At 72.4% G+C, this 26,983-nt stretch carries 23 protein-coding genes; 1 reads left to right on the forward strand and 22 read right to left on the reverse strand.

Going from position 1 to position 26,983, the window contains the following annotated elements:
• Positions 1-16 precede the first annotated feature (16 nt).
• The 19 genes from OIE47_RS37850 to OIE47_RS37940 all read right to left on the reverse strand — a co-directional run bounded on the left by OIE47_RS37850 (position 17) and on the right by OIE47_RS37940 (position 22,349).
• Positions 17-847 (reverse strand): pseudouridine synthase, encoded by an 831-nt coding sequence (locus OIE47_RS37850; protein ID WP_326559367.1) that lies wholly within the window; start codon positions 845-847, stop codon positions 17-19.
• Positions 834-1,883, reverse strand: a complete 1,050-nt coding sequence (scpB, locus tag OIE47_RS37855) for an SMC-Scp complex subunit ScpB (RefSeq protein WP_326559368.1) — start codon at positions 1,881-1,883, stop codon at positions 834-836. Before scpB ends, OIE47_RS37850 begins: the two co-directional genes overlap by 14 nt.
• Positions 1,880-2,983 carry a segregation/condensation protein A gene (locus OIE47_RS37860; RefSeq protein ID WP_442792031.1) on the reverse strand — a complete coding sequence of 368 codons (1,104 nt, stop codon included), beginning with the start codon at positions 2,981-2,983 and terminating at the stop codon, positions 1,880-1,882. Before OIE47_RS37860 ends, scpB begins: the two co-directional genes overlap by 4 nt.
• A 40-nt stretch (positions 2,984-3,023) precedes the next feature.
• A complete protein-coding gene (locus tag OIE47_RS37865; protein WP_326559370.1) occupies positions 3,024-3,953 on the reverse strand; it encodes a ParA family protein in 930 nt (309 codons plus the stop codon).
• 187 nt (positions 3,954-4,140) lie between these two features.
• On the reverse strand, positions 4,141-5,142 hold the full coding sequence (locus OIE47_RS37870) for a site-specific tyrosine recombinase XerD (RefSeq protein WP_326563347.1): 1,002 nt from the start codon (positions 5,140-5,142) through the stop codon (positions 4,141-4,143).
• 35 nt (positions 5,143-5,177) lie between these two features.
• Positions 5,178-6,293, reverse strand: coding sequence for an alanine dehydrogenase (ald, locus tag OIE47_RS37875; RefSeq protein ID WP_326559371.1), 1,116 nt, complete (start codon positions 6,291-6,293; stop codon positions 5,178-5,180).
• Between the two features lie 353 nt (positions 6,294-6,646).
• On the reverse strand, positions 6,647-7,261 hold the full coding sequence (locus OIE47_RS37880) for an NUDIX hydrolase (RefSeq protein WP_326559372.1): 615 nt from the start codon (positions 7,259-7,261) through the stop codon (positions 6,647-6,649).
• Positions 7,258-9,063: a CTP synthase gene (locus OIE47_RS37885; protein ID WP_326559373.1), complete on the reverse strand. Its 1,806-nt coding sequence runs from the start codon at positions 9,061-9,063 to the stop codon at positions 7,258-7,260. Before OIE47_RS37885 ends, OIE47_RS37880 begins: the two co-directional genes overlap by 4 nt.
• A 123-nt stretch (positions 9,064-9,186) precedes the next feature.
• Positions 9,187-11,547: a hypothetical protein gene (locus tag OIE47_RS37890; RefSeq protein WP_326563348.1), complete on the reverse strand. Its 2,361-nt coding sequence runs from the start codon at positions 11,545-11,547 to the stop codon at positions 9,187-9,189.
• Positions 11,547-12,716: a glycosyltransferase family 4 protein gene (locus tag OIE47_RS37895; RefSeq protein ID WP_326559374.1), complete on the reverse strand. Its 1,170-nt coding sequence runs from the start codon at positions 12,714-12,716 to the stop codon at positions 11,547-11,549. The genes OIE47_RS37890 and OIE47_RS37895 overlap by 1 nt, the downstream gene beginning before the upstream one ends.
• Positions 12,713-14,395, reverse strand: coding sequence for a murein biosynthesis integral membrane protein MurJ (gene murJ / locus OIE47_RS37900; RefSeq protein ID WP_326559375.1), 1,683 nt, complete (start codon positions 14,393-14,395; stop codon positions 12,713-12,715). Before murJ ends, OIE47_RS37895 begins: the two co-directional genes overlap by 4 nt.
• A 1-nt stretch (position 14,396) precedes the next feature.
• Positions 14,397-15,266, reverse strand: coding sequence for a hypothetical protein (locus OIE47_RS37905; protein WP_326559376.1), 870 nt, complete (start codon positions 15,264-15,266; stop codon positions 14,397-14,399).
• On the reverse strand, positions 15,263-16,198 hold the full coding sequence (locus OIE47_RS37910; protein WP_326559377.1) for a copper transporter: 936 nt from the start codon (positions 16,196-16,198) through the stop codon (positions 15,263-15,265). The genes OIE47_RS37905 and OIE47_RS37910 overlap by 4 nt, the downstream gene beginning before the upstream one ends.
• A gap of 27 nt (positions 16,199-16,225) precedes the next feature.
• The gene (steA, locus tag OIE47_RS37915; protein ID WP_326559378.1) at positions 16,226-17,404 is read right to left on the reverse strand and encodes a putative cytokinetic ring protein SteA; all 1,179 of its coding nucleotides are present in this window, start codon (positions 17,402-17,404) and stop codon (positions 16,226-16,228) included.
• A 133-nt stretch (positions 17,405-17,537) separates the two neighbouring features.
• Positions 17,538-19,295: a DNA repair protein RecN gene (recN, locus tag OIE47_RS37920; RefSeq protein ID WP_326559379.1), complete on the reverse strand. Its 1,758-nt coding sequence runs from the start codon at positions 19,293-19,295 to the stop codon at positions 17,538-17,540.
• Positions 19,296-19,684: 389 nt separating this feature from the next.
• Positions 19,685-20,569, reverse strand: a complete 885-nt coding sequence (locus OIE47_RS37925) for an NAD kinase (protein WP_326559380.1) — start codon at positions 20,567-20,569, stop codon at positions 19,685-19,687.
• Positions 20,566-21,408, reverse strand: coding sequence for a TlyA family RNA methyltransferase (locus OIE47_RS37930; protein WP_326559381.1), 843 nt, complete (start codon positions 21,406-21,408; stop codon positions 20,566-20,568). Before OIE47_RS37930 ends, OIE47_RS37925 begins: the two co-directional genes overlap by 4 nt.
• 30 nt (positions 21,409-21,438) lie before the next feature.
• The gene (locus OIE47_RS37935) at positions 21,439-21,693 is read right to left on the reverse strand and encodes a hypothetical protein (protein ID WP_326559382.1); all 255 of its coding nucleotides are present in this window, start codon (positions 21,691-21,693) and stop codon (positions 21,439-21,441) included.
• Complete coding sequence (locus tag OIE47_RS37940; protein ID WP_326559383.1) at positions 21,690-22,349, reverse strand: phasin family protein; 660 nt, start codon at positions 22,347-22,349, stop codon at positions 21,690-21,692. The genes OIE47_RS37935 and OIE47_RS37940 overlap by 4 nt, the downstream gene beginning before the upstream one ends.
• Before the next feature lie 114 nt (positions 22,350-22,463).
• On the opposite strand from OIE47_RS37940, the gene OIE47_RS37945 reads away from it, so the two are divergent.
• The gene (locus OIE47_RS37945; protein ID WP_326559384.1) at positions 22,464-22,802 is read left to right on the forward strand and encodes an alkyl sulfatase C-terminal domain-containing protein; all 339 of its coding nucleotides are present in this window, start codon (positions 22,464-22,466) and stop codon (positions 22,800-22,802) included.
• A gap of 135 nt (positions 22,803-22,937) precedes the next feature.
• Here OIE47_RS37945 and OIE47_RS37950 read toward each other — a convergent pair whose 3' ends face one another.
• From OIE47_RS37950 to OIE47_RS37960, 3 genes are read right to left on the reverse strand one after another with little or no spacing between them, the layout of a single operon-like run.
• Positions 22,938-23,984 (reverse strand): HAD-IIA family hydrolase, encoded by a 1,047-nt coding sequence (locus tag OIE47_RS37950; protein ID WP_326559385.1) that lies wholly within the window; start codon positions 23,982-23,984, stop codon positions 22,938-22,940.
• Positions 23,981-25,009, reverse strand: a complete 1,029-nt coding sequence (locus OIE47_RS37955) for a Replicase polyprotein 1ab (protein WP_326559386.1) — start codon at positions 25,007-25,009, stop codon at positions 23,981-23,983. Before OIE47_RS37955 ends, OIE47_RS37950 begins: the two co-directional genes overlap by 4 nt.
• On the reverse strand, positions 24,985-26,760 hold the full coding sequence (locus OIE47_RS37960) for a hypothetical protein (RefSeq protein ID WP_326559387.1): 1,776 nt from the start codon (positions 26,758-26,760) through the stop codon (positions 24,985-24,987). The genes OIE47_RS37955 and OIE47_RS37960 overlap by 25 nt, the downstream gene beginning before the upstream one ends.
• Between the last annotated feature and the right edge of the window lie 223 nt (positions 26,761-26,983).

A 26,983-nucleotide genomic window follows, 5' to 3' on the forward strand; every position in this document is an offset into this window, starting at 1 on the left:
GACGCCGCATCGGGGGTCAGTCGTCGACGTCGACGGCCTTGAACAGCGCGGCCACCTCGGCGTTGCTCAGTCGACGGGTACGTCCGGCGCGCAGATCCCCCAGCCGGATCGGTCCGATCTCGGTCCGGATCAGCCGCGACACCGGGTGCCCCACCTCGTCGAGCAACCGGCGCACGATGTGCTTGCGCCCCTCGTGCAGGGTGATCTCGATCTGGGCGGTACGCCCGAGCGTGTCGATCAGCTTGAACGAGTCGACCTGCGCCGGGCCGTCCTCGAGTTCCACCCCGGCCTGGAGTCGCCGGCCGACGGAGCGGGGCAGGGGTCCGGCCACCTCGCACAGGTAGGTCTTCGACACCCCGTACGAGGGGTGCATGAGCCGGTGGGCCAGGGTCCCGTCGTTGGTGAGCAGGAGCAGGCCCTCGCTGTCGGCGTCGAGCCGCCCGACGTGGTAGACCCGCTCCTCCACCCGGTCGAGGAAGTCGGCGAGCGCCGAACGCCCCTTCTCGTCGGCCATGGTCGAGACGACCCCGCGGGGCTTGTTCATCGCCAGGTAGACCAGGCGGGTGTCGGTGACCAGGCGCTCGCCGTCGACGTGGATCACCGCCGTGGCCGCGTCGACCTTGTCGCCGAGCTGGGCGACCCGGCCGTCGACCGTGACCCGGCGGCGGAAGATCAGGTCCTCGCAGGCCCGGCGGGAGCCGACTCCGGCGGCGGCGAGGACCTTCTGCAGCCGCTCGGTTCCCTCCCGCGCGTCCGGTTCCCCCCGTTGGGCACCGCCGCCACTCGATGGACCGTTCGCCCTCCCTGCGGCGCGGGTCACACGGGTACGGCTGTCATCGCGGGGCATCGGCTATCTCTTCCAGGTCGTCGGGGAGGAACGGGGCCAGCGGGGGAAGCTCGTCGACCGTGTTCAGCCCGAGCTTCTCCAGGAACATGGTCGTCGTACGGTAGAGGAAGGCACCGCTGTCCGGTTCGCTGCCGCACTCCTCGACCAGGCCACGCGAGACCAGGGTACGGATCACCCCGTCACAGTTGACACCTCGGATGGCCGAGATCCGTGACCGGGTGACCGGCTGCTTGTAGGCCACCACCGCCAGGGTCTCCAGCGCAGCCTGGGTGAGTCGTACCGCCTGTCCGTTGAGTACGAACCGTTCGACGTACGTGGCGTATTCCGGACGGGTGTAGAGCCGCCACCCGCCCGCGGCCCGCCGGAGGTCGAAGCCGTGTCCGGCTGCGGTGTAGTCACCGGACACCTGTTCGAGCATAGCGGCGACCCGATTCGTCGGCTGCTCCAGTACCTCGGCGAGCACGATCTCCGCGACCGGTTCGTCGACCACCAGCAGGATCGCTTCCAGCGCCGCCCGCAGTTCCTCGTCGACCAGCCCCGGCGCCTCCGACGATCCTGCCCCGGTGGCCTCCGGTCCCCCGTCCCCCACGGCGTCCGACGTCGGTTCGGCCGGGACCAACGATGTCGGTTCCGGCGCGGCGTCCGACGTCGGTTCGGGCAGGGCTGACGATGTCGGTTCCGGCGCCGGTCGGGAGTTGTCCACCGGCCTGGTTGCGGTGGCGTCCGGCACCCGGGCGCCGACGTCGGGCCGAGCCGACACCGGATCGGTCTCCTCCGGGCGCTCCTCGACAGGCTCGTCCGGCGCCACCACCTCGGCGGCGTCGACGGACTCGGCGGTGGCGCCAGTGGGATCGACCAGGTCGGCGGGATCAACGGTCTCGTCGGGTTCAGCCGCATCGCCGGCATGAGCCACGTCGGCGGACGGGGTGGCGGGCTGGTCGGCCGGCGCCGCGGCCGGACGGGCCCATGGCGGCACCCACGCGGCGGCCTGGTCGGCCAGGGAGTCCGGGGCGTCCCGACGCTCGTCGCTCGTCATTGCGGTACGTCCTCCTGCGCCGTCGAACCACTGCTTGCCTGCGCCGGGCCCGACGGCGTCTCCTCGGCACTCGCCCCGGGCTCGGCCCCGTCACCGTCGACAGCGGCCACCACCGCCGGCTCGTCCGAGGACTCCGCCGAATCGGGCGGCGTGGGCTGGTCGGGCGATGCCGGCTGGTCGGGCGGTACGGGCGACCCGGCGTACTCGTCGATCTGGAGTTCGGCTCCGCCGTCGGCCGGGCCGGTCCACCGTACGGTCAACTCGCCCAGGGCCTGTTCCTGGGTGAAGCCGACCAGGCCCTCCCGGTACAGCTCCAGCAGGGCCAGGAACCGGGCCACCACCTCGAGCGTCGACTCGCAGTCGACGCAGAGCAGCCGGAACGTCGCGGTGCCCATCCGGCGCAACCGGTCCCGGAGGATCGCGGCGTGCTCCCGGACACTGACCCGTACCTCGTGGATGTGCGCGATGGAGACCACCGGCACCGGTTTCGGGGTCATCACCCTGATCGCGATCTTCAGCAGCCGCGCCGGTCCGATGCCGAGGACCAGGTCGGGCAGGGCCTGGGCGTACCGGTCCTCCAGGGTGACCGCCCGCGGGTAGCGACGGGACCCGACGGCCTCCAGGCCGGCGATGTGACTCGCCGCCTCCTTGTACGCCTTGTACTGGAGCAGCCGGGCGAAGAGCAGGTCGCGCGCCTCCAGCAGGGCGAGGTCCTCCTCGTCCTCGACCTCGGCGGCGGGCAGCAGCCGGGCCGCCTTGAGGTCGAGCAGGGTCGCGGCGATGAGCAGGAACTCGCTGGCCTCGTCGAGGTCCCACTCGTCGCCCATGGCCCGGATGTAGGCGATGAACTCGTCGGTCACCCGGTGCAGGGCGACCTCGGTCACGTCCAGCTTGTGCTTGCCGATCAACTGGAGCAGCAGGTCGAACGGGCCGGTGAAGTTGGCCAGTCGTACGGTGAATCCGGTCGCCGGCTCCTCGGCGGGCGCGGGGGCCGGGGCGGCTTCGTCCTGCGCGGCGGCGGCCGGGGTGACGTCGTCCGGGTGCGCGGCGTCGGCATCGGTTGCGTCAACCGGCGGCGGCTCGGCGGGCTGGACGGTCACCCGAGCACCGTAGTCCACGGGTTGGGTGGGCAATGGCCGGCTACCGCTCGGCCTGCTGCGCGATCACCTCGCGGGCCAGTTGCCGGTAGTTGCGCGCACCCGACGACGCCGGGTCCAGCGTGGTGATCGGGGCACCGGCGACGGTGGACTCGGGGAACTTGACGGTCTTGGTGATCACGGTCTGGTAGACCTTGTCGCCGAAGGCCTCCACCACGCGTTGCAGCACCTGCCGGCAGTGCGTGGTACGGCTGTCGTACATGGTGGCGAGGATGCCTTCCAACTCCAGGTCGAAGTTGAGCCGCTCCCGGACCTTGTCGATGGTGTCGAGCAGCAGGGCCACCCCGCGCAGGCTGAAGAACTCGCACTCCAGCGGGATGAGTACGCCGTGGGCCACGGTCAGCGCGTTGATCGCGAGCAGGCCCAGCGACGGCTGGCAGTCGATCAGGATGTAGTCGTATTCCTTGCGGACCGTACGCAGCACCCGGGCCAGGGCCATCTCCCGGGCGACCTCGTTGACCAGTTGGATCTCGGCCGCGGAGAGGTCGATGTTGGCGGGGAGCAGGTGCAGTCCGGCCACGTCGGTCTTGATCAGGACGTCCTCGGCGGTGACGTCGTCCTGCATCAGCAGGTTGTAGACCGACAGGTCGAGGTTGTGCGGGTTGACGCCCAGCCCGACCGAGAGGGCGCCCTGGGGGTCGAAGTCGACCAGCAGGACCTTGCGGCCGTACTCGGCGAGCGCGGCGCCGAGGTTGATGGTGGTGGTGGTCTTGCCCACACCACCCTTCTGGTTGGCCAACGCCAGGATCCGGGCCGGCCCGTGCCGGTCGGTCGGCATCGGCTCGGGGATGGGCTTGCGCATGGTGTACGCGGTCGGGTCCGCGGGGGCGAGGTCGTTGCCGAAATCCAAGGCGGACTGCTGCTCACGGAGTGCGGAGGTCCACGCCTCGGCTCGGTCACCGTTGCCAGCCATGTGCTTGTCCGCCCCCTTCCGACGACTGCACGCCGGAGCCGTTTGGCGTCCCGCGCGGCGCCGCTACGAACCTCGATTGCCGCCCCAGGAGGCCCGCGCCGATCCCGACTGTACGCCACGTCCCGTCACCCCCGCGGGCACCGGTCCGGCGTGTCGACGCGGCAGAAGCCACGGGTAGATCCGCCGGTCAGGCTCGGGCTCGGGGGTGCGCAGTAGCGTACACCTCGCGCAGCCGCTCCACTGTCACCAACGTGTACACCTGGGTGGTGGTCACCGAGGCGTGACCGAGCAGTTCCTGCACCACCCGGACGTCGGCGCCGCCGTCGAGCAGGTGGGTCGCGTACGAGTGGCGCAGGGTGTGGGGTGAGACCGCGCGCGGGCCGTCGACCGGCAGGCCGGCGCGCTGTGCCGCCTTGCGGAGGATGGTCCATGCGCTCTGCCGGGACAGTGCCCCGCCGCGGTTGTTGAGGAACACCGCGGGGGTGCCTCGACCGGCGGCGACGAGCAGCGGCCGGGCACGTGTCAGGTAGGCGCGCAGTGCCTCGGTGGCGTACCCGCCGATCGGCACGGTCCGGGTCCGGCCTCCCTTGCCGTGCAGGACCGCGGTCCCCTCGTCGGGCAGGTCCAGGTCGTCGACCGCCGCGCCGACCGCCTCCGAGATCCGGGCGCCGGTGCCGTAGAGGAATTCGAGCAGGGCCCGGTCGCGCAGTGCCAGGACCCCGTCGGCGCCCGCCGGACCGTCCGGTGCGGCGGTCTCCAGCAGCCGGATCACCTCGGTCACGTCGAGGGCCTTGGGTAACCGGCGGGTCGGCACGGCCGGTCGGACGTCGCGGCTGGCGTCCTCGCCGACCAGCCCTTCGCGCAGGGCGAACCGGTGCAGGCCGCGTACCGCGCTGGCCGCGCGGGCGGCGGAGGCGGCGGACAGCGGCGGGTGCCGGTCGTCACCGTCGCGCAACCGGGCGACGTAGCCGGTGATGTCGGCCGGCGCGACCGAGGCGAGGTCGTCGACCCCGCCGCCGGCCAGTTCGACCAGGTAGCGGTCCAGATCCCGGCGGTACGCCGAGAGCGTGTTCGCCGACAGGCCACGTTCGACGGTGAGGTGGTCGAGGTAGCCGCGTACGGCACGACGCAGGGCCGGGGACGGTTGCGGTGCTGCCCCGTCCCCGGTTTCCTGCGTTCGTCCGGTCAGGCTCGGATCCCTTCGGCGTCAGCGGGTGCGGCGGCTCAGGCCAGCACGTCCGCGAGGGCGACGCTGGCCATGCCGTGTGCCTCGGCGACCGGGCCGTAGGTGACCTGCCCGTCGTGGGTGTTGAGGCCCAGGGCCAGGGCCTGGTCCCGCCGCAGCGCCTCGCGCCAGCCGTGGTTGGCCAGTTCCAGGGCGTACGGCAGGGTGACGTTGGTCAGCGCGTAGGTGCTGGTGTGCGGGACCGCGCCGGGCATGTTCGCCACGCAGTAGAACAGCGAGTTGTGCACCGGGTAGACCGGGTTGTCGTGCGTGGTCGGCCGGGAGTCCTCGAAGCAGCCGCCCTGGTCGATCGAGATGTCGACCAGCACGCTGCCGGGCTTCATCCGGGAGACGAGTTCGTTGGAGATGAGCGTCGGGGCCTTGGCGCCCGGCACCAGGACCGCGCCGATGACCAGGTCCGCGTCGAGCACGGCCCGCTCGATCTCGTACGCGTTGGAGGCCACCGTCTGCAGGTGGCCACGGTAGATGGCGTCGGCCTGGCGCAGCCGGTTGACGTTGCGGTCGAGCAGGAGCACCTCGGCCTGCAGGCCGAGCGCGATCGCGGCGGCGTTCATGCCGGAGACACCGGCACCGATGACCACGGTCTTCGCGGCGTAGACGCCGGAGACACCGCCCATCAGTACGCCGCGCCCGCCACCGGAGCGCATCAGGTGGTACGCGCCGACCTGCGGGGCGAGCCGGCCGGCGACCTCGGACATCGGGGCGAGCAGCGGCAGCGCCCGGTCGGCGGTCTCCACCGTCTCGTACGCGATACCGGTGACGCCCCGGTCGAGCAGCGCGTCGGTGGTCTCCTTCGAGGCCGCCAGGTGCAGGTACGTGAAGAGCACCTGTCCCGGACGCATCCGGTGGTACTCCTGCGCGATCGGTTCCTTGACCTTCAGGACCAGTTCGGCGGCGCCCCAGACCTCGTCCGCGGTGGGGAGGATCGTCGCACCGGCGGTGACGAACTCGTCGTCGGTGATCGACGAGCCGATCCCGGCTCCGGCCTCGACGAACACCTCGTGGCCACCCCGGATGAACTCGTGCACACCCGCCGGGGTGATCGCCACGCGGTACTCGTGGTTCTTGACCTCGCGTGGGATTCCGACCTTCACGATGAGACACCTTTCTTCCGGGGTCGACGTGCCCCGGCCGTTGCGCGCGACCGGCTCCGTTGCCGTCGCGGTCCGCAGTACCACCGGCGGCAGTCTAGAACCGCCGAGCGGGTCGGGCAGCCGCCATTGTGACAGCCAGTGATGGTTGATCTTGACGATGTGTCAGCCCGTGGTCCCCGCCGTGGCCGACCACACCGGTACGAACGCCGGAAGGCCGGCCCCGCCGTCTCGTCGAACAGACGGCGGGGCCGGCCTCCCGGATCGCACTCGGGATCGGGCGTGCCCGGTCCCCGCGGCTGGTGCCCCTCTCGGGGCCCACCACCGGCAGCGGGTCGTCCCCGGTACCAGGACGGTCAGCCGGGCAGCGGGGCGTCCGCCGGGCGTAGCGGGACCCAGTCGGCGTCCCGGGCCCGGGCGGCGGCGAGCACACCGGCGACACAGGCCGCGTTGGTGATCTCGCCGGCGAGCACCATCTCCACCGCCCGGTCGAGGTCGACCCGGACCACCTCCAGGTCCGCCTCCTCGTCCCGGCGCTCGTGCCGATCGGCCACCGGCACCTCGGCGAGCTGCCGGGCCAGGAAGATCCGGATCAGCTCGGTCGACGCACCCGGCGAGGTGTGCAGGTCGACCAGGAGGTCCACCCGGTCGGCGGTGAGGTCGACCTCCTCACCCAACTCCCGCAGGGCAGCCGCCGGCAGCGCCTCCCCCGCCACGTCGACCAGGCCGGCGGGCAGTTCCCAGAGCATCCGGCCGACCGGGTGCCGGTACTGCCGGATCAGCACCACCCGGCCCTCGTCGTCCAGCGCGACCACACCGACCGCGCCGACGTGCCGTACGTAGTCCCTGGGGGCCACCCGGCCACCGGGCATGGTCACCTCGTCGGTGACCACGGAGAAGATCCGCCCGGCGTACCGCTCCGTCCGGGAACGCACCTCGTAGCGGTGCTCCCCGGATGCCGGGGCGGTCACGAGGTCGACCGCGCCTTCGCCGAGCGGCCCGAGCCGTTCTGGCCGGTCCTGGGGGCCTGCGGTGCCGGTTCAATGGTGTCCGGGCCGGCCTGCTCCAGATCGGCCACCGAGGTCGCGGTCGGCCCACCCAGCTCCACCGGGAGCTGGTCGGCGGCCGAGTACGCGACAACGGCACCGACAAACGCGGCGAACAGCGGGTGCGGACGGGTCGGCCGGCTCTTCAGCTCCGGATGCGCCTGGGTCGCCACGAAGAACGGGTGCAGCGTCCGGTCGAGCTCGACGAACTCGACCAGCCGGCCGTCCGGCGAGGTGCCGGAGATCTGCAGACCGGCCTTGGTGAGCGCGTCCCGGTACGCGTTGTTCACCTCGTACCGGTGCCGGTGCCGCTCGCTGACCTCGGTGTCGCCGTACGCCTGGGCGACGAGCGAACCCTCGGTCAGCTTCGCCGGGTACGCGCCCAGCCGCATCGTCCCGCCCAGGTCGCCCTTGCCGGCGACGATGTCCTCCTGGTCGGCCATGGTGGCGATCACCGGGTGGCTGGCCTGCTCGTCGAACTCGAGCGAGTTGGCGCCCTCCAGCCCGGCGAGGTGGCGGGCCACCTCGATCGTCATGCACTGCAGGCCGAGGCAGAGCCCGAGGATCGGGATCCCGTTCTCCCGGGCGTACCGCGACGCACCGATCTTGCCCTCGATGCCGCGTACGCCGAAGCCGCCGGGGATCACGATGCCGTCCACGCCGGCCAGTGCCGCGGCGGCACCGGACGGGCTGACGCACTCGTCGCTGGGCACCCAGTGCAACTCCACCCGGGCCCGGTGACCGAAGCCGGCCGCCCGGATCGCCTCGCTCACCGACAGGTACGCGTCCGGCAGGTCCACGTACTTGCCGACCAGCGCCACCTTGACCGTGTGGTGGGGGTGGTGCACCCGCTCCAGCAGGTCGTCCCAGCCGTGCCAGGCCACGTCCCGGAAGGAGAGCCCGAGCCGGCGTACGACGTACGCGTCGAGCCCCTCGTTGTGCAGCACCTTCGGGATGTCGTAGATGCTCGGCGCGTCCGGGGCGGCGATGACCGCCTCCCGGTCGACGTCGCAGTACAGCGACAGCTTGTGCTTGAGCGTGTCCGGGATCTCCCGGTCCGACCGGCACACGATGGCGTCGGGCTGGATGCCGATGTTGCGCAGGGCGGCCACCGAGTGCTGGGTCGGCTTGGTCTTCAGCTCGCCCGACGGTGCCAGGTACGGCACCAGCGAGACGTGCAGGTAGAAGCAGTTGTCCCGGCCGATGTCGTGGCGTACCTGGCGGATCGCCTCGAGGAACGGCAGCGACTCGATGTCGCCGACCGTGCCGCCGACCTCGGTGATCACCACGTCCGGCGTACGGCCGTCGTCGTCTGCGTCGGCCATCGCCCGGATCCGGGCCTTGATCTCGTTGGTGATGTGCGGGATCACCTGGACGGTGTCGCCGAGGTACTCCCCGCGACGCTCCTTGGCGATCACCGCCGAGTAGATCTGGCCGGTGGTGACGTTCGCCTTGCCGGACAGGGCCCGGTCGAGGAACCGCTCGTAGTGGCCGACGTCGAGATCCGTCTCGGCACCGTCGTCGGTGACGAAGACCTCACCGTGCTGGAACGGGTTCATCGTGCCCGGGTCGACGTTGAGGTACGGGTCCAGCTTCTGCATCACCACCCGCAGGCCGCGCGCCGTGAGCAGATTGCCGAGGCTGGAGGCGGTCAGGCCCTTGCCGAGCGAGGAGGCGACGCCCCCGGTGACGAAAATGTGCTTGGTCGTCCGTGCTGATGGCGCCAACGCCTGCTCCCGTGGTCGTCCGTTGCGGTCGTGCAGACCGTCGTGTTGATCAGGAAAATGATCACGCGATCCACGGGATTCCACGGTAACACCAATGCGACCCGCCCCGCCGGTCGCACCCACCTACCGCCCTGGCCGGGACCGACTCGGCTCGGCCGACCCCGGCGGCGCAACCCCGGCCGAACCCGACGCCGGGTCCGGAACGGACGGCTCGGCCGCCTCCGACGTGTCGGACGGCACCGACGACTCCGACGGCTCCGACGACAGCGCGTCGGACGACGACGGCTCTCCCGACAGCGGCGCTCCGGACGACGACGGCGGCACCGGTGGCGCCGATGTCGGCGGCTCGGTCGGCAGCCGGCCGATCTCGGCGGCCCCGTCGGCCGACGGCTGGGTGCGGTCGGCCGCGTGGTCGAGTACCCGCAGCGCGGCCAGCGCCGCCAGCGGTACGACCAGCGCGGCGGCGGCACCGGCCACGTCCAGGGCCGAACCGCCGAGCAACCCGCCGATCAGGGCGGCGACGGCGATACCGGCCATCCCGGCGCGGATCGCCGGGTAGATGCCGAACAGCCGCTTCAGCCCGCCCCAGGGGCGCAGCAGGGCGAACCACACCAGCACCGCACCGACCAGGGCCAGTACGGTCAGCGGGCTGCCGAACAGGGCGTCCATGTTCGCCGTACCGGAGCGGTGCACGGTCAGGCCGCTCGTACCGTCCGCGACCGCGCCGAGGAACCGGCCGAGACTCCCCCGCTGGCCGTCCGGCCGACGCATGTCGAGTACGGCGAAACCGATGGTCACCGCAAGTCCGGCCAGGGTCGCCCAGACCAACCGGCCCAGCGTCAACCAGCCGCCGGTGCTCATCGCCGCGGCTATGCACACCCCGGCGGTGAGCGCGACCGCCCCGACCGAGTCCGCACCGAGGTACGGGCTGCCGATCACCACCAGACCGATGCCGCCGACCAGCACCACGATCGCCGGGCGCCAACTGCGGCGGACCTGCTGCGCCAGGCACCCGGCGGCGAGCAGGGTGCCGGCGACAAAAACCCCGAGCCCGACCGTGCCGAGTCCGGCGTACCGGCCGCCTTCCAGGGCCGAGTAGCCGGCGACCCCGTTGAGCTGCAACCGGGCGCCGGTCACCACGTCCACCCCGACGACGAGCGCGGCCAGCCCGGCGACGCTGCCCATCGGCCCGAGCGTACGGGCGTAGATCTTCGCCAGCCGGACCGCAGCGGTGGCGAGACCGAGGACCAGCACGGTGACCAGGCCGAAGTACAGGCCGCCGTGGTCGGACCGCCACCAGGGAACCGCGTCGGCGACCAGGGCGGCGGGGATCGCCAACGCGGCGGCGATCAGCAGCACCTCGACCACCGCGACCACCCGGCGGGACACCGGGACCGGACCGACCGGACCGGCGCGTCGGCGGGCGCGGCGCAGCAGCGGGAGCACCGCGATCGCGAGCAGGGTCTGGAAGCCGGCCAGCAGGGCGAAGAACCAGCTCGCCACCCGCCGTTGCGCGCCGGCCTCCCGATCGGCGTCGGCGGGTTGGGCGATCGCCGCGGCCAGGTCGGACGGGCGGCCCGGTGAGGTGGTCGCCGCCTGCCCCAGGAACAGCCGCTCCGGCATCGGCCGGCCGACCGCCGCCAACGCGGTCGGCGCCAGGTCGATGAGCTGGACGTACCCGTCGCGTCCGGTGCCGGACGAGGTGAGCCAGCCCCCGGACCAACCGGGGCCGTCGGCGACCGCGACGTGCAGCCGGGACGTCTGGTCGGTGTCGGAGATACCGGCCACCAGGACCAGCGACCGCGCCGGTCGGGCCGCCAGTACCCGGGCCAGGGCGGCATCCGCCCGGCGGGCGGCGGCGGCGCGTACGGCCGGGTCGTCGCCGGTGACGGCACCCAGGTCGACGATGCTGAGCACGCACGAGGCGAGCAGTTCGGCGGGGTTGGCCGGCAGCGTCGCGGCGTACCGGTCGACCCGGCCGAAGGGGCGGGCGGCGGCGATAGCGGCGCCGGGACCGACGGCGACGGTGCACCGGACCGACTCGGCCAACGCGCCGGGGATCGCCCCCCACGGTTGCCGTTCCTTGTTGTAGCGCACCACGGCCTGCTGGCCGGGAAGGTTGGCGCCGATCCCGTCCGGCTGCTCGACGGTCACCTGCGGCGCCGCACAGTCGCCGCTGACCGGCTCACCGTCCCAGGCGGCGTAGTTGCCGGCGCCGAGGGTCAGCCAGCCGTCCACCGGGCAGGTCGGCTGCCGCCCCGAGCGGACCGACAGGGAGCCGATGGACCCTCGTTCGGCCATCCGCCACAGGGTCGGGGTGGTCTGCGGGCTGACATCCTCCCAGCGCAGTCCGGCAACCCCGGCCACCACCACGTAGTCGGCGGTGCGCTGTGGTGCTCCCCCGGCCGGCCGGACCACCAGCGCCGCCACGGCCGACGCCACGACGGCCACGGTCAGCAGCACCGGCACCAGTCGACGCAGCATCATCGGCCGCGCCCGTGGTCGCGGCCGGGCGAGGTGTCGGACGGCACCGCGGGGACGGGCGCCAGTTCGGCGTAGAGCGCGCTGACCTCGGCGACGGTCTGCGCCTCGGTGTGCCAGGTCCCTGCCTGGGCGATCCCCCGCCGACTCAGGTCGTCCCGGCGTCCGCCGTCGGCGAGCAGGTCGCGGACCGCCCGGTCGAGGGCGTCGACATCACCCGGAGGCACCAGTACGGCCGCGTCCGCGACCAGTTCGGGAATGCCACCGACGGCGGTGCTGACCAGCGGTACGCCGCTGTGCAGCGCCTCCTGGACGAAGAGCTGACGCGCCTCCCAGTCGCTGGTCACCAGGGCGAGATCCGCCCCGGCCAGCAGTTCGGCGACGTCGGTACGGTGCCCGAGCAGGGTGATCGGTGCCCGCACCTCGGAGATGTGTGCCGCGAGCGGCAGATAGGACGGCCCGCTGCCGGCGATCAGCACCACGGGCGGTGGGTCGAGGTCACGCCACTGCGCCGCGGCCTCGGCCAGTACGTCGTACCGCTTCTGTGGGTGCAGCCGACCGACCGACAGCAGCAACGGCTGGTCGGGCGCCACCCCGAACTCGGCCCGTACGGCCGCGCGGGTACGCGTCGGGGTGGGCAGCGCCGGTGCGGCGACCGGGGCCAGCCGGGCGTCCGGGGCGCCGAGGGCGGCGGCCCGCTCGACCAGGTCGGCGGAGGCACCGAGGGCGACCCGGGCCCGCCGGGCGACGATCCGTTCCGCCCAGCGGGAGAGACGACCACGCAGCCCACCGGCGAGCACCGCGTTGTGCCAGGTGACCACGAGCGGCTGGGTCGGTCTGGCCAGCACCGCCACCAGGCCGGCGCGCAGTCCGTGGGCGTGCACCACGTCGACCGGGCCGGCGAGGACCCGGCGCAGCGCGGCGACCGCGCGGGCATCGGCCGGGGTCGGGTTCGCGGGGATCTCGATCGGGACGAACCGTGCCCCGGTGGCGGTGAAGGCGAACTGCTGCTCGGTCGCGGCCGGGCCGCAGACGGTGACCGTGGTGCCGCCCGCGACGAGGCCACGGGCGAGCGAGGTGATGTGCTGGCCGACGCCTCCGGTGCTGGAGGCGAGGACCAGGACCACCGAGCCGCCCCAGCCGTCGTCGCCCGGCTCGCTCCTCGCGCTCACCCCGACACCGTCTCCTTTTCGTCTCCCCGGCCGGGGTGGGGCCCGTCGGGGCCGCCACCGGATCGTTTCCGCCGGGTCAGTCGGCTCAGCCGCCGCCCCACCGAACCGATCATCGGCCGTACGTCGTGCCGGTCCAGTGGGTAGGAAACGGCGAGGAACACCGCCCCCACGACGACTCCGGACAGCATGCCCTGCAGCAGCGCGTCCACCTTCGCCGGGGTGCCGGCGAACAGTCCGGGCAGCCATCGGAGCACCGCGATGCCGGCCAGGGTGGCGACGGCACCGGCGGCGAGGCCGACCAGGGCCGAACGGGCCAGCCCGTCGAGCATCGACCGGCCGGCCCGACGCGCGACGACGACAACCAGGAGGGTGCCGAGGACGAGCATGCCGATGGAGTTGGCGGAGGTGACCGCGACCAGCCGGTCGGCGTCCGGCAGGAGCCGGGACAGGCCGACCGCGGCGACCGGTACGACCAACCAGCCGGCCGCCGTGGTGGCCGCCGCCGCCCGGTTGTCGCCCCGGGCGTACAGGGCGCGGGACAGTACGGCGAAGACCCCGTAGCCGAGCAGCCCCGGCCCGAACCCGGCGATCGCGGCGGCGGACTCGCTGCCGAAGTCGAAGAACCGGGCGACCGGTTCGGCGGTGGCGATCAGCGCGGCGGCGCCGAGGCAGCTCAGCAGCAGGACACCGCGCGTGGTCGGGGCGAGCGTACGCCGGAACGTCTCCTCGTCCCCGGTGGCGTACGCGGCGACCAGGGTCGGGTACGCGGCGACCGCCAGCGGCACCGCCAGCACCGCCCAGGGCAGCAGGTACATGGTCTGGGCGAGGTTGAGCACCACCGGGTTGCCGACACTGGCGTCCGCGGCGAGGCGGAGCATGACCAGCAGGGCGATCTGCTGCCCGGTGACGGTCACCGCCCCGGCCAGCGCGAGCCCGCCGATCCGTCGCCGGTTCTCGGCGCTGAATCCGTACCCCGGTCGGGGCCGCAGCCCGAGCCGGCTCACCGGGACGATCAGACACCCGGAGAGCACCACCACGCCGAGGGTGGTCCCGATCGACAGGATGAGCTGACCGCTCACCTCCACCTGGGCGATCGAGGCGTGCCGCCCCTCGACCCCACCGAAGAGCAGGTAGACGCCGATCACGGTGAGACTGGACAGCAGCGGGGCGAGCACCGGCCAGGCGAACCGGCGGTGGGCCTGGAGGACGCCGGTGAGCACGATGCCGATCCCGTACAGCGGCAGTTGCGGGGCGAAGACCCGCAACATCCCGGCACCGGCGTCGCGCTGGGCCGGGGTCGGGTCGCCGATGATCAGCGATACGATCGGCCCGGCGAAGACCGCCACCAGCACCGCGAGCGGCACCAGCAGCGTCACCGTCCAGGTCAGCAGCGCCCCGGTGGTTTCGGCGACCGAGCGCCGGTCACCGGCCGCGACCGCGCCGGCGAGCAGCGGTACGACCAGACTGGCCAGCGCCCCACCGGCGACGATCTCGAAGACGATGTTCGGCACGGTGTTCGCGACCACGTAGACGCCGCCCAGATCGGTGTCGCCGACGACCCAGGTGAAGATTCCGGTACGCCCGAAGCCCGCCAGTCGACTGGCCACGGTGAGTACGGCGATGAGTGCGGCTGCCCCGGCGACCCGGCCGGCGCCGGCGAGGGGTGCCGGTGCCGCCACGTCAGGAGGGTCGCCGGCCCAGGGCGTCCAGCTCGCGCAGCCCTCGGGTGTTCTGGATCACCTTGGTGAAGCTGACCTTCTCGCTGGCTGCGGTGAGGGCGACCAGGGCGGCCAGGATCCCGGCCCGACCCACCGGCCCGGTACGGGCGGCCAGCGCCACCCCGAGCAGCGCGCCGAGGGCGTTGGCCCCGCTGTCGCCGAGCATGATCTCCTCGTTCAGGTCTGCCGGGAGCAGTCCGGTGGCGGCGCCGACCGGGCCGGCGGCGAGCCCACCGGTCGGGCCGGGCAGCAGGGGGGTGCCGAGCAGGACACCGGCCTTGAGTGCCCGGCCGGGGCGCAGGTCGAGCAGGTTGACCAGGTTCGCCGTACCGGCGATCACTCCGGCGCCGAGCAGGATGTCGGTGGCGAGTCCGAGCCGGCCTCGGCGGGAACGCCGGGACCGTACGGTCGGGTCGGCGGCGAGCAGCGCTGCGGCTGCCAGTCCGGCGGCACCGACCCCGGCGACCTTGACCAGTCCGCTGGTGATCCGCCCCTCACGCAGGGCGCCGAGGTGTCCCGCGAAGCCCTTCGCGGACTTCTGTTCCGGTCGGTTGCCGACCACGTCGTCGTAGAGCCCGACCGCCCCGGAGCCGAGGCCGGCGACCAGGGCGGCCGCTGCGGCGGGGGCGCTGGGGGCGCCGACGGCGGCGGCCGTGGACGCGGCGGCGGCGAGCGCGGGTCCACCGGCGAGCGTGACCGTCCGGCCACGGAAGTTGGTCCGCTCCAACGCGGGTGCCACCGGTAGGCCGGTGACGGCGCGCAGGGCGGCCCGCGCGGCCAGTGCCGCGCCGCCGGCCACCCAGCGGCGGCCGGCTCTCCGCTGCCCGCTCACTTGGGTTGCTGGGGCAGCAGGGAGGTGGCGCCGGCGCCCATGCCGTACTGACCGGCCTTCTTGTTCACGATCTGCTCGGTGGCGGCGAGCGCGGTGACCACCTGTCCCTGCACCGTGTTGGCGTGGTCGACGGTGGAGATCGTCTTGGCCAGTGCCGGGTCGTCCCGGACGGCGGCGACCACGTTGCCGGCGCTGGTGCCGCTGCCCGCGACGATCAGCGGGACCGCCTTGTCGAACTGCTCGGTCATGGTGACCACGGCCTGGTCCTTCTGTGCGGAGTCGCGGTCGACGTACGGCTGCCCGCTGACCAGGATGACCGCCTCGGCCGGACCGGTGACCTTGTCCCCGACGGTCAGGTACCCGGCGTTGCTGTACGCGTCGAGTACCGCCCGACGGTCGGCGTCGGTGACCGTGATCCCGTCGAGCCGGTCGAGCAGGGCACCGGCCAGGAAGGCGCTGGAGGTCTCGACGCCGTTGCTGTTGCCTGGCAGGCCGTTGGCCGGCACGGTGGGCTTGGCGGACCGCTCGGCGAGCCCGAGCAGGTCGACGCTGTTGTCCGGGTTGACGAACTTGTCCTGCAGGTCGACCCGGCCGGTGATGGTGGCACCGGTCTGCCGGAGCATCTCGATCACCCCGTCGACGTGTTTCTCCCCGCTCGGCAGGGTGAGTACGAGCAGCCGGCGGCCGGTGAGCTTGCCGCCGAGCAGGAGCGGCGCGGACTCCCGGGCGTAGTCCTCCTCCCGGGTCACCTCCTCCTGGAGGCTGCCGACCGTCTCCCGCAACTGCTGGTTGTCCTTGCGCAGCTCGTTGACGTTGGCGCTGAGCGAGTCGGCGACCGGGCCGTTGAGCGCCGCCGTACCGACCACCAGTCCGATGGCGAGGGCGAGGAACACCGCGGTGAGGGAAACCACGTGGTACCGAAAATTGATCACGCTTACAGCCCCTTGATCGTGGACGGCCTAGAACAGCTGCCCGAGCTGGAAGACCAGATTGTCCCACCACTCGGAGGCCACCCCGAGGTAGGCCTTGCCGACGGTCGAGACCGCCACCGCTGAGGCCATCGCGGCCACCGCCGAGAGGACCAGCAGCAGCAGCGACGAGCCGGAGATGTTCTGCCGGTAGAGCCGGCTCACCCCCTTGGCATCGACCATCTTGCCACCGACCTTGAGCCGGGTGAGGAACGTCGACGCCATGCCGCCGCGGCCCTTGTCCAGGAACTCGACCAGGGTGGCGTGCGTGCCGACCGCGACGATCAGCGAGGCGCCCTTGCCGTCGGCGAGCAGCATGGCAAGGTCTTCGCTGGTGGCGGCGGCGGGGAAGGTGATCGCGGCGACCCCGAGCTGCTGGACCCGGGCCAGGCCGGGCGCCCGTCCGTCCGGGTACGCGTGCACGATGACCTCGGCACCGCAGCGCAGCACGTCGTCGGTGACCGAGTCCATGTCCCCGATGATCATGTCCGGGGTGTACCCGGCCTCGACCAGCGCGTCCGCGCCTCCGTCAACCCCGACCAGCACCGGCTTGAACTCCCGGATGTACGGCCGCAGCACGTCGAGGTCGGCCTTGTAGTCGTAACCGCGTACGACTATCAGGCAGTGCCGGCCCCGCATGGAGGTCTCGATGTCGGGCAGCCCGACCCCGTCGAGCAGCAGGTCACGTTCCTGCTTGAGATAGTCCATGGTGTTGGCGGCGAAGGCCTCCAACTGGACGGAGAGTCCTTCGCGGGCGTCGGCCATCGCCTTGGCCACGGTCTCCGGATCCTGCCGGCCACCGTGCGCGATCGGCTCGTCGCCGATGAACACGGTGTTGCCGTCGATCCGGACCGTGTCGCCCTCACGGACCAGTTGGAAGACGTCCTCCCCCAGGTCGTCCAGGAGCGGGATGCCGGCCTTGACCAGCACCTCGGGGCCGAGGTTGGGGTAGCGACCGGAGACCGACGGCTTCGCGTTCAGTACGGCGGCGACACCGACCGCGACCAGTGAGTCGGCCGCGACCCGGTCCAGGTCGACGTGGTCGATCACCGCGATCTCGCCTGGGCGCAGACGACCGACCAGGCGCTTGGTCCGACGATCGAGGCGGGCGGTGCCCACGACGATGCCCGGTTCCGCGCTCCGGGTCCGGCGCAAGATGGGTAGACGCATCGGGACCATCCTGGCATGCGCGAGCACGACTTACCGGTCGCGACTCGCTTGAGCAGGGTCGCAAGCAGGTCGTTACCTCAGGGAAGCACACCGATTGCCCGTTTGATGTGCCAGATGTCACAAATTCCCCCGCCTACGGGCGACGATCCTTGGCCGCCACGGCCAACAGCTCCTCGGCGTGAGCGATACCCAGGTCCGAATCCGGCAAACCCGCGAGCATCCGGGCCAGCTCCCGGGCCCGGTCGGTGTCCTCCACTACCCGCACCCCACTGGTGGTCACCGCGCCTCCGGTGTCCTTGGCCACCACCAGGTGCCGGTCGGCGAACGCCGCGACCTGCGGCAGGTGGGTCACCACCAGGACCTGGTGGCTGCGGGCCAACCGGGCCAGCCGGCGACCGATCTCCACCGCGGCCTGCCCGCCGACGCCCGCGTCGACCTCGTCGAAGACCAGCGTCGGCGGCCCACCGGAGCCGGCGAACACCACCTCGATGGCGAGCATGACCCGGGACAGCTCACCGCCGGAGGCTCCGCGCTGCAACGGCAGCGACGGTGCGCCCGGATGGGCCAGCAGCCGCAGTTCGATCTCGTCGGCACCGTCCGGCCCGACGCCGACCTCGACACCGTTGACCGTCAGCGTCGGTTCCGCCCGCCCGACCGGCCGGGGCAGCACCGCCACCTCGATCCGGGCGTGCGGCATGGCCAGTCCGGCCAGTTCGACGCTGACCTGCTCGGCGAACCGGACCGCCGCCTCGCGCCGGGCCGCCGACAGCCGGGTGGCCAGTTCGGCCACCTCACCGGCGAGCCGCTTGCGTTCCCGGTCCAGCTCCTCGAGCAGGTCGTCGGAGGTGTCCAGCTCGGACAGCCGGGTCCGGGCCCGGTCCGCCCAGGCGACCACACCGTCGACGTCGTCGGCGTACTTGCGGGTCAACCCGCGCAACGCGGCCCGCCGCTCGTAGATCATCTCCAGTCGGGCCGGGTCGGCGTCCAGGCTGGCGAGGTAACCGGAAAGCTCGGCCGAGACGTCGCCGACCAGGGTCGCCACCTCGGCCAACCGGCCGGCAAGGTCACCGAGGGTACGGTCGACGCTCGCCTGCGCCTCCAGCGTGCGCCGGGCGGTGCCGAGCAGTGCGGTGACGTCCGGTGTCTCGTCCGCCGGCTCGGTGCCACCGGCGACGCACTGGTGTGCGAGCTGCGCGGCGGTCCGCAGCCCCTCGGCGTGCTCCAACCGCTGGGCCTCGGCCTTCAGGTCGTCGTCCTCGCCGACCTGCGGGTCCACCCGGGTGATCTCGTCCAACCCGAGCCGGAGCAGATCCGCCTCCTGGTTGCGCTCGCGGGCGTTGCGCCGCCGGTCGGCCAGGTCGTCCGCGACCCGGCGCCACTGGGCGTACGTCTCCCGCAGGGCGTCGAGCAGCTTCTCGTGCTCGGGGCCACCGAACCGGTCGAGCGAGGCACGCTGCTCGGCCGGGCGCAGCAGGCGCAACTGGTCGGACTGCCCGTGTACGGCCACCACCTGCTCGCCGATCTCGGTCAGCATCGACACCGGCATGCTCCGGCCACCGACGTGCGCCCGGGACCGCCCCTCGACCGTGACCGTACGGCTGAGCAGCAGCCCCCCGTCCTCGTCCGGCTCGCCACCGGCGTCGATGATCCGGGTGTGCACCGCGGTCGCGGTCGGCTCGGTCAGCCGGAGCCGACCCTCCACCAGCGCGCGGCCGGGGTCGGCCCGGACCCGTCCCGCGTCGGCCCGGCCGCCGAACAGCAGCCCGAGGCCGGTCACCACCATCGTCTTTCCCGCGCCGGTCTCGCCCGTGATGACATTCATGCCACTGGTCAGTGGCAATGTGGTGTCCTCGATGACGCCCAGCCCGGTGATGCGAAGCTCTTCCAGCACAGCACCCGACAGTAGTGGCGAGGCCCGACACTTGACCACCCGACGGGCGGCACCAACCCGAGCGTTCGACCCCACGACGGACCCGACCCGAGGCGAAACACCGGCACGCCGCGCTCCGATGACGCCGAACACCCGGATCCGACAGCACTGCGTCAGGTCAGGACGCCGCTGCGTCACCTGTCGCGGTGTCATGTCCGGAACGTGACAAGAGCCTGTTTCATCAGGCAGCTGAGAACACGCTCGCCGCGACGCGGCGGATCCAGCCCACCGGGCGTGGTCGGTGGCCGCGTGAGCGTCGGTTCGAGCGGGCTGCGAGCCCTCGCCCGGACCACCACCGGTCAGCTCCCGGCGACCTGGGCTGCGCCCCCGCCGACCCGTCGTCTCCCCCGCTAGCTGCGGCCGCCGCGCCAGCCCTGCACCGGCAGGCCGAACTTGGCCACCAACCGGTCGGTGAACGGACGCGGCCGGAGCCGGACGATCCGTACCGGCAGGGCGCCGCGTTGCACCGTCACCCGCGCGCCCGGCGGCAGGTCGTAGACCCGTCGGCCGTCGCAGCAGAGCACGGCCAGGGTGGTGAACGGGTCCACAGTGATCACGAAGGTGGACGTTGGGGCGGTGACCAGCGGGCGGCTGAACAGCGCATGCGCGCTGATCGGCACCAGCAGCAGCGCCTCCACCTCCGGCCAGACCACCGGGCCACCGGCGGAGAAGGCGTACGCGGTCGAGCCGGTCGGGGTGGCACAGACAACGCCGTCGCACCCGTAACGCGACAACGGCCGGCCGTCGACGTCGACCAGCAGCTCCAGCATCTGGGCCCGTTCGCCCTTCTCCACACTGGCCTCGTTGAGCGCCCAGGACTCGATCGTCGGGCCACCCTCGAACTCGGCCCGTACGTCCAGGGTGAGTCGCTCGTCCACTGTGTAGTCCCGGCTCACCACGTCCCGTACGGCCAGGTCCAGGTCGTGGATCTCCGCCTCGGCCAGGAATCCCACCTTGCCGAGGTTGATCCCGAGCAGCGGGGCCTTGGCCGGTCGGGCCAGGTCGGCGGCACGAAGGAAGGTACCGTCGCCGCCGAGCGCGAACACGATCTCGGCACCCTCGGCGGCGGTGGTCCCGCTCACCGGAACCACCCCGGGCAGGTCGAGGTCCTCCGCCTCCTCGGCGATCACCCGTACCTCGAAGCCCGCGGCGATGAGGTCCGCCGCGACCGTACGGGCGTGCTCGGTACTGCGCCGACGGCCGGTGTGCGTGACGAGCAGTGCCGTACGGCTCATCGGATCTCCTCTTCCTCCGTCGTCCGGCCCTCGCCGGCCAGACCGGCCAGCACCACCGCGCGCACCCGCTCCTCGTCGGCGGGTGGCGCGCCCTGGCGCAGCCAGACGAAGAACTCCACATTGCCACTCGGCCCCGGCAGCGGACTCACCGCCACGCCAGCCAGCCCCAGGCCCAGCTCGGCGGCGGAGGTGGCGACGTGGAAGACGGCCTCGGCGCGCAGCTCCGGATCGCGGACCACCCCGCCCGGTCCGACCCTGGTCCGGCCGACCTCGAACTGCGGCTTGACCATCAGCGCCAGGTCACCGTCCGGACTGGTGCAGCCGGCCAGCGCGGGCAGCACCAGCCGCAGTGAGATGAACGACAGGTCGGCCACGGTGAGGTCGACCTGGCCACCGATCAGGTCGGGGGTCAACGTACGGACGTTGGTGCGCTCGAACAGCCGTACCCGCTCGTCGCTCCGCAACGACCAGGCGATCTGCCCGTAGCCGACGTCGACCGCGACCACCTCGGCCGCGCCGCCGCGCAACAGCACGTCGGTGAAGCCGCCGGTGGAGGCGCCCGCGTCCAGGCAGCGCCGGCCGGTCACGGTGAGCCCGTCCGGGCCAAACGCGGCCAGCGCGCCGGCCAGCTTGTGACCGCCCCGGGAGACGTACTCCTGGGTGGGGTCGTCGCCGATCACCCGGACCGCGTCCGCCGGGTCGACCATGGCCGCCACCTTGCGGGCGGCCATGCCCTTGACCTGGACCCGCCCGGCCTCGACGAGCGAGGCGGCCTGCTCGCGGGAACGGGCCAGACCGCGGCGGACGAGTTCGGCATCAAGCCGGGTGCGACGTGCCATGCGAGGGCTCTCCGGTGGGAAGGGGGTGCGTCAGGCCTGGTCGATGGTGGCCAGGGTCTCCTGAAGCGTATTGTGCGCGGCCTCGTACTGGGCGATCTGGTCCGCCGGGGGTAGGTCGGCGGCGTTCGCGATGGCCTGGAGGGCCGCGTCGACCGCCGGGTGCCCCGACCCGTCGGTGGCACCCGGGTCTCGGTGGTCGGCCGGACGGGCGACCGGGGGTGGTGCCGGCCGATAGCCCCCGGGTACGCCGGGACGCGGCGGTCCGGGTACGGGAGCGGTGCTCACTGCGGACCGGAGCCGGTGGCGGGCGGCAGCTTCTCCGCCGTGACCTTCTTGGCCGGCCGGGGCAGCCGCTTCGCGGCGATCTTCTTCGCGGTCGCCGGCGGGGGCTGTTCGGCCGCGGCCTTCTTCGCCAGGCTCGCGGCCTTGTTGGCCACCGCCTTCTTCGCCACGGCCTTCTTCGCTACCGCCTTCTTCGCCACGGCGGCCTTGTTGGCCACCGCCTTCTTCGCCACGGCCTTCTTCGCTACCGCCTTCTTCGCCACGGCGGCCTTCTTCGCCACCGGTTCGGGGGTGTTCTCGGGTCCTGCCGGAGCCGGCGCGGCGGCGGCCGGCGGCGGCGTGCTCGGACCGGCGGCGGCCCGCGCCCCCCGCAGGTCCCGCTCCAGCTCGGCGACCCGTTCGTTCAGGCTCGCGACCTCGTCCGCCGTCGCCAGACCGACCGCGCCGAGCGCCCGCTCCACCTCGAACCGGACAAGCTTGGTCATCGCCTCCCGGTTGGCGAGCCCGGTCGACCTCAGTTCCTCGGCCAGGGCCTGCAACTGGGCCGCGGTGGCGCCGCCCTGACCGACCAGCTTCCTGGCGACCGTCTGGGCCCGCTTCCTGGACGACTCCGTCACGCCCATGGCCAGTTCCAGGTAGGCCCGCCACGCGTCCTGCATACCCGAATCCTTTCGCTGTCGGACTATCAGCTGTCACGCTACCGGGCGCTGGTCACCCCCTGGTGCGGTACGGTGCCGGGGAACGTGCGTGGCGTGCGACGAGGAGGGCGAGCATTGGCCAGCGTTGACGAGTGCCGACAGGCGTTGCACGATCTGGCTGCGCGGATGGATGCGAACGCGGCCCAGGTCCGGGACCATGCCAACCTCGAGCGGACCCTGGCGTGCCGGGTCAGCGACCTGGACTACGCCTTCCACGGCCGGATCAGCGACGGACGACTGCTGGACCTCGCCGACGGCGACGATCCGGACGCCAAGATCGCCCTGACCACCACCAGCGAGGATCTTGTCGCCCTGGTCGCAGGCCACCTCGACATCCCTAAGGCGCTCGCGGCCCGGCGGGTGTCGGTCGACGCCAACCCGTTCGACTTGCTCAAACTTCGCAAACTGCTCTAAGCAGCACAAACTGTTCTAGCAGCGCAAACTGGAACAAGCAGAACGCCACGGCCGTAATCGGCCGTGGCGTTGCTTCGAGTGATCGGCGCCGCTTCCCGGGTCCGGCCCTGCGTCGGCTCGTGTCAGTTCAGCCGCTCAGCCGGACAGGCCGAGTTCGCGCAGGGCGCCGCCGGCGGCATCCGATCCCGGACGGACCGAGCTGACCGGGTGACCGGACCAGGCGAGGGCACAGAGCAGCCGCAGCGCGTCAAGCGGACGCCCGGCACCGGTCAGCGTGGGCACCGCCCCGTCGACGGTGACCTGCCAGCCGCCCCCGGCGACCACGGCCGGATCCCCCTGCGGAGCGGGCAGGTCGTGCAGGCCCACCACCGCGTCGGCGTCGAACAGCCCCCGCAGGTCGTGTGCCACGTACGTCGGCCGGGACGACGGTGACGCGAGAAGCAGGTCGGCCGCCCTACTCACCCCGGTCAGTACGAGCAGGCTGTCCATGCCGGCCCGGCCGGCTCCCTCGATGTCGGTGTCCAGCCGGTCCCCCACCGTCAACGGCCGCCGCGCCTCGTGCTGACGGGCGGCGGTACCGAAGAGGGCGGATTCCGGCTTGCCGACGACAAGGTCCGGTTCCCGGTCCAACGCCGTACGGAGCACCGCCACCAGCGAGCCGTTGCCGGGCAGCGGACCCCGAGGGCTCGGCAGCGTACGGTCGGTGTTGGTGGCGACCCAGAACGCTCCCGCCCGGATCGCCACCGACGCCTCGGCAAGCTCGGTCCAGCCGACCTGCGGGCCGTAGCCCTGGACAACCGCGACCGGTGACTGGTCGGCCCGCTCGACCAGCGTCAGCCCGACGGCACGTACCTCCGCCCGCAGGGCCTCGGCACCGACCACGAGCACGGGCGCGCCCGCCGGGAAACGCTCGGCGAGCGCCGCCGCCGACGCGACCGCGGAGGTGAGCACCTCGCCGGGCTGGGCGTTGACACCCAGCCCGACGAGCAACTCGGCCACCTCGGTGGGACGACGGGACGCGTTGTTGGTCGCGTACGCCAACGGCTTGCCCTCGCCGTGCAACCGGGCCACCGCCTCGACCGCACCCGGAATGGGGCGGTCGATCAGGTAGATGACGCCGTCCAGGTCGAAGATGACCAGGTCGTACGCATCGACCAGCCGTTCGCCCTGGACGGCGCTCATGCTCCGACCGGCCCGGTACGGTCCGCCGACTTGTCCTCGGCGTCGCCACCCTGGTCCGACGATGTCGACTCCGAGCCGGCGTCGGTCACCGCGGTTGCAGTCCCATCGCCCGCCCCGCCGTCGACCACGTCAGCGTCATCCTCTTCATCGCTGTCGTCATCGTCGTCATCGTCGTCTTCATCGCTGTCGTCGTCATCGTCGTCGTCATCGTCGTCATCGTCGTCGTCTTCGTCGTCGTCGTCTTCGTCGTCTTCGTCTTCGTCGTCTTCGTCGTCTTCGTCGTCTTCGTCGTCGTCTTCGTCGTCGTCTTCGTCTTCGTCGTCGTCGTCGTCGTCGTCTTCGTCGTCTTCGTCTACATCAGTGGCCTCGGCGTCGACGTCGTCACCGGCCTCGTCCTCGTCGAGTTCCTCGTCGCCCTCCAGGACAACGCCGTCGAGCTCGAGCAGCCGCTCGGCCGCGTCGGTCTCGGAGTCCTCGTCGGCTTCGGCCGCGCGGGCGAACCACTCACGCGCTTCCTCACGCCGGCCGTTGGCGAGCAGCGCATCGGCGTAGGCATAACGCAGCCGTGCCGCCCAGGCCTCGTTGACGGCACCGGTGAGCTCGCGAACCTGCAGCATCGCCACCGCTGCGTCGCCCTGCCCCAGGTCACCTCGGGCGCCTGCGGCCACGATCAGCAGCTCGATCGCCTGCGCGGGGTCCATCGACTCACGGTCGGCCCCCCGGAACAGGTCGATCGCCCGTTCCGGCCGCCCGAGCGCCCGCTCACAATCGGCGAGTACGGGCAGGTGCGTCTGCTTGCCGCTCATCCGGTGGTACGTGCGCAGCTCGGCGATCGCCGTCTGCCACTCCCCCGCGTGGTACGCGGCCAGCCCCACTGCCTCCCGTACGGCCGAGATGCGCGACGCGAGTCGCCGGGCGGCGAGAGCGTGTGACAGCGCGAGCGCCGGCTCCTCGTCGATCAGTTGCCCGGTTGCCACCAGGTGCCGTGCCACCGTGTCCGCTACCGGCTTGGCCAGCGACAGCAATTCCGCCCGTACGCCGCTGTCCAGGTCGGTCGCGACGATCTCGTCCGGAAGTGCCGGAGCGTCGACGCCACCGATCTGGTCGCCATCGCGCGACGTGGCCCGGTCGAACCGGTTCGGGCCACTGTCTCCCCGTCCCCGGTCGCCACCTTCGCGGCCACGGTAGCCGCCATCCCGGTCCGAGCCTGACGTCCCACGGCGGTCATCCTGGCGCGGCCGGTCGTCCCTGGCCGGACGCGATCCGCCCTGGTCACGCCGAAAGCCACCACGGGTGTCGCCGCCAGCGCCGCCTTCACGCGGCGGCCCCGAGCGGTAACCACCCTCACGCGGCGGACCGGAACGGAAGCCGCCCTCACGCGAACCGCCACCATCACGCGAACCGCTACGGAAGCCGCCCTCACGCGAGCCGCCGCTGTCCCGGGGACCGCTGCGGTAGCCACCCTCGCGAGAACCGCCGCTGTCGCGAGGGCCGGAGCGGAAGCCTCCATCACGTCCTCCACCACGGGAGTCGCCGCCGGCTCCACCGTCACGCGGGGGCCCGGAGCGGTAACCGCCGTCACGGGAACCGCCGCTGTCGCGCGGACCCGAGCGGAAACCACCCTCACGCGGGCCGCTACGGAAGCCGCCGTCACGGGAACCGCCACGGGAGTCCCGGTCACCACCGAAACCACCCTCACGCGGCGGACCGGAACGGTAACCACCATCGCGCGAACCACCGCCGTCACGGGGACCGCTACGGAAACCACCCTCACGGGGACCGCCACGGGAGTCGCCGCCGGATCCACCGTCACGCGGGGGGCCGGAACGGTAACCACCCTCGCGGGAGCCGCCACCCTCACGCGGGCCGCTACGGAAGCCGCCGTCACGGGAACCGCCACGGGAGTCCCGGTCACCACCGAAACCACCCTCACGCGGCGGACCGGAACGGTAACCACCATCGCGCGAACCACCGCCGTCACGGGGACCGGAACGGAAACCACCCTCACGCGGGCCGCTACGGAAGCCGCCGTCACGGGAACCGCCACGGGAGTCCCGGTCACCACCGAAACCACCCTCACGCGGCGGACCGGAACGGTAACCGCCGTCACGTGAACCACCGCCGTCACGGGGACCGGAACGGAAACCACCGCCACGGGAGTCGCCGCCGGCACCACCCTCACGCGGGGGACCGGAACGGTAACCGCCGTCACGGGAACCGCCGCTGTCGCGCGGACCCGAGCGGAAACCACCCTCACGCGGGCCGCTACGGAAGCCGCCGTCACGGGAACCGCCACGGGAGTCCCGGTCACCACCGAAACCACCCTCACGCGGCGGACCGGAACGGTAACCACCATCGCGCGAACCGCCACCATCACGGGAACCGCCGCTGTCACGAGGACCGGAGCGGAAACCACCCTCACGCGGCGGACCGGAACGGTAACCACCGTCACGGGACCCACCACCACCATCACGGGGGCCGGAACGGAATCCGCCCTCGCGGGAGCCGCCGCCGTCACGCGGGCCGCTGCGGTAGCCACCCTCGCGGGAGCTACCGGCGCCATCGCGGGGGCCGGAGCGGAAACCACCATCGCGGGGACCCCCACGGGAGTCCCGGTCACCACCGAAACCACCCTCACGGGATCCACCACTGTCACGCGGACCCGAGCGGAAGCCACCATCGCTGCGGCCGCCGCCTCGGTAGCCGCCACCACCGCCGGCGGCGCCACCGGAACCGCCTCGCTGGCCACCGCCTCCGGCGTAGCCACCACGGTCACCTGACCCACCACGGGAGTCCCGATCGCCCCGGTAGGGCGGGCGGTCATCCCGGCGCGGGGATCCGCCGCGACCACCGTCACGGTAGGGGCGATCGTCGTTTCGGCGCTGACGGTCGTCGCCCTGCGGTCCTGAACTCACGGGTACATCCTTCCTCATGGCACTGGTGCCGGAACAACGCAGTCAAGGGCCGACCCGGATGGGGCGGCCCTTGACTGGAAGATT

The sequence above is a fragment of the Micromonospora sp. NBC_01796 genome (genome assembly GCF_035917455.1).
Classification (GTDB): Bacteria; Actinomycetota; Actinomycetes; order Mycobacteriales; family Micromonosporaceae; genus Micromonospora_G.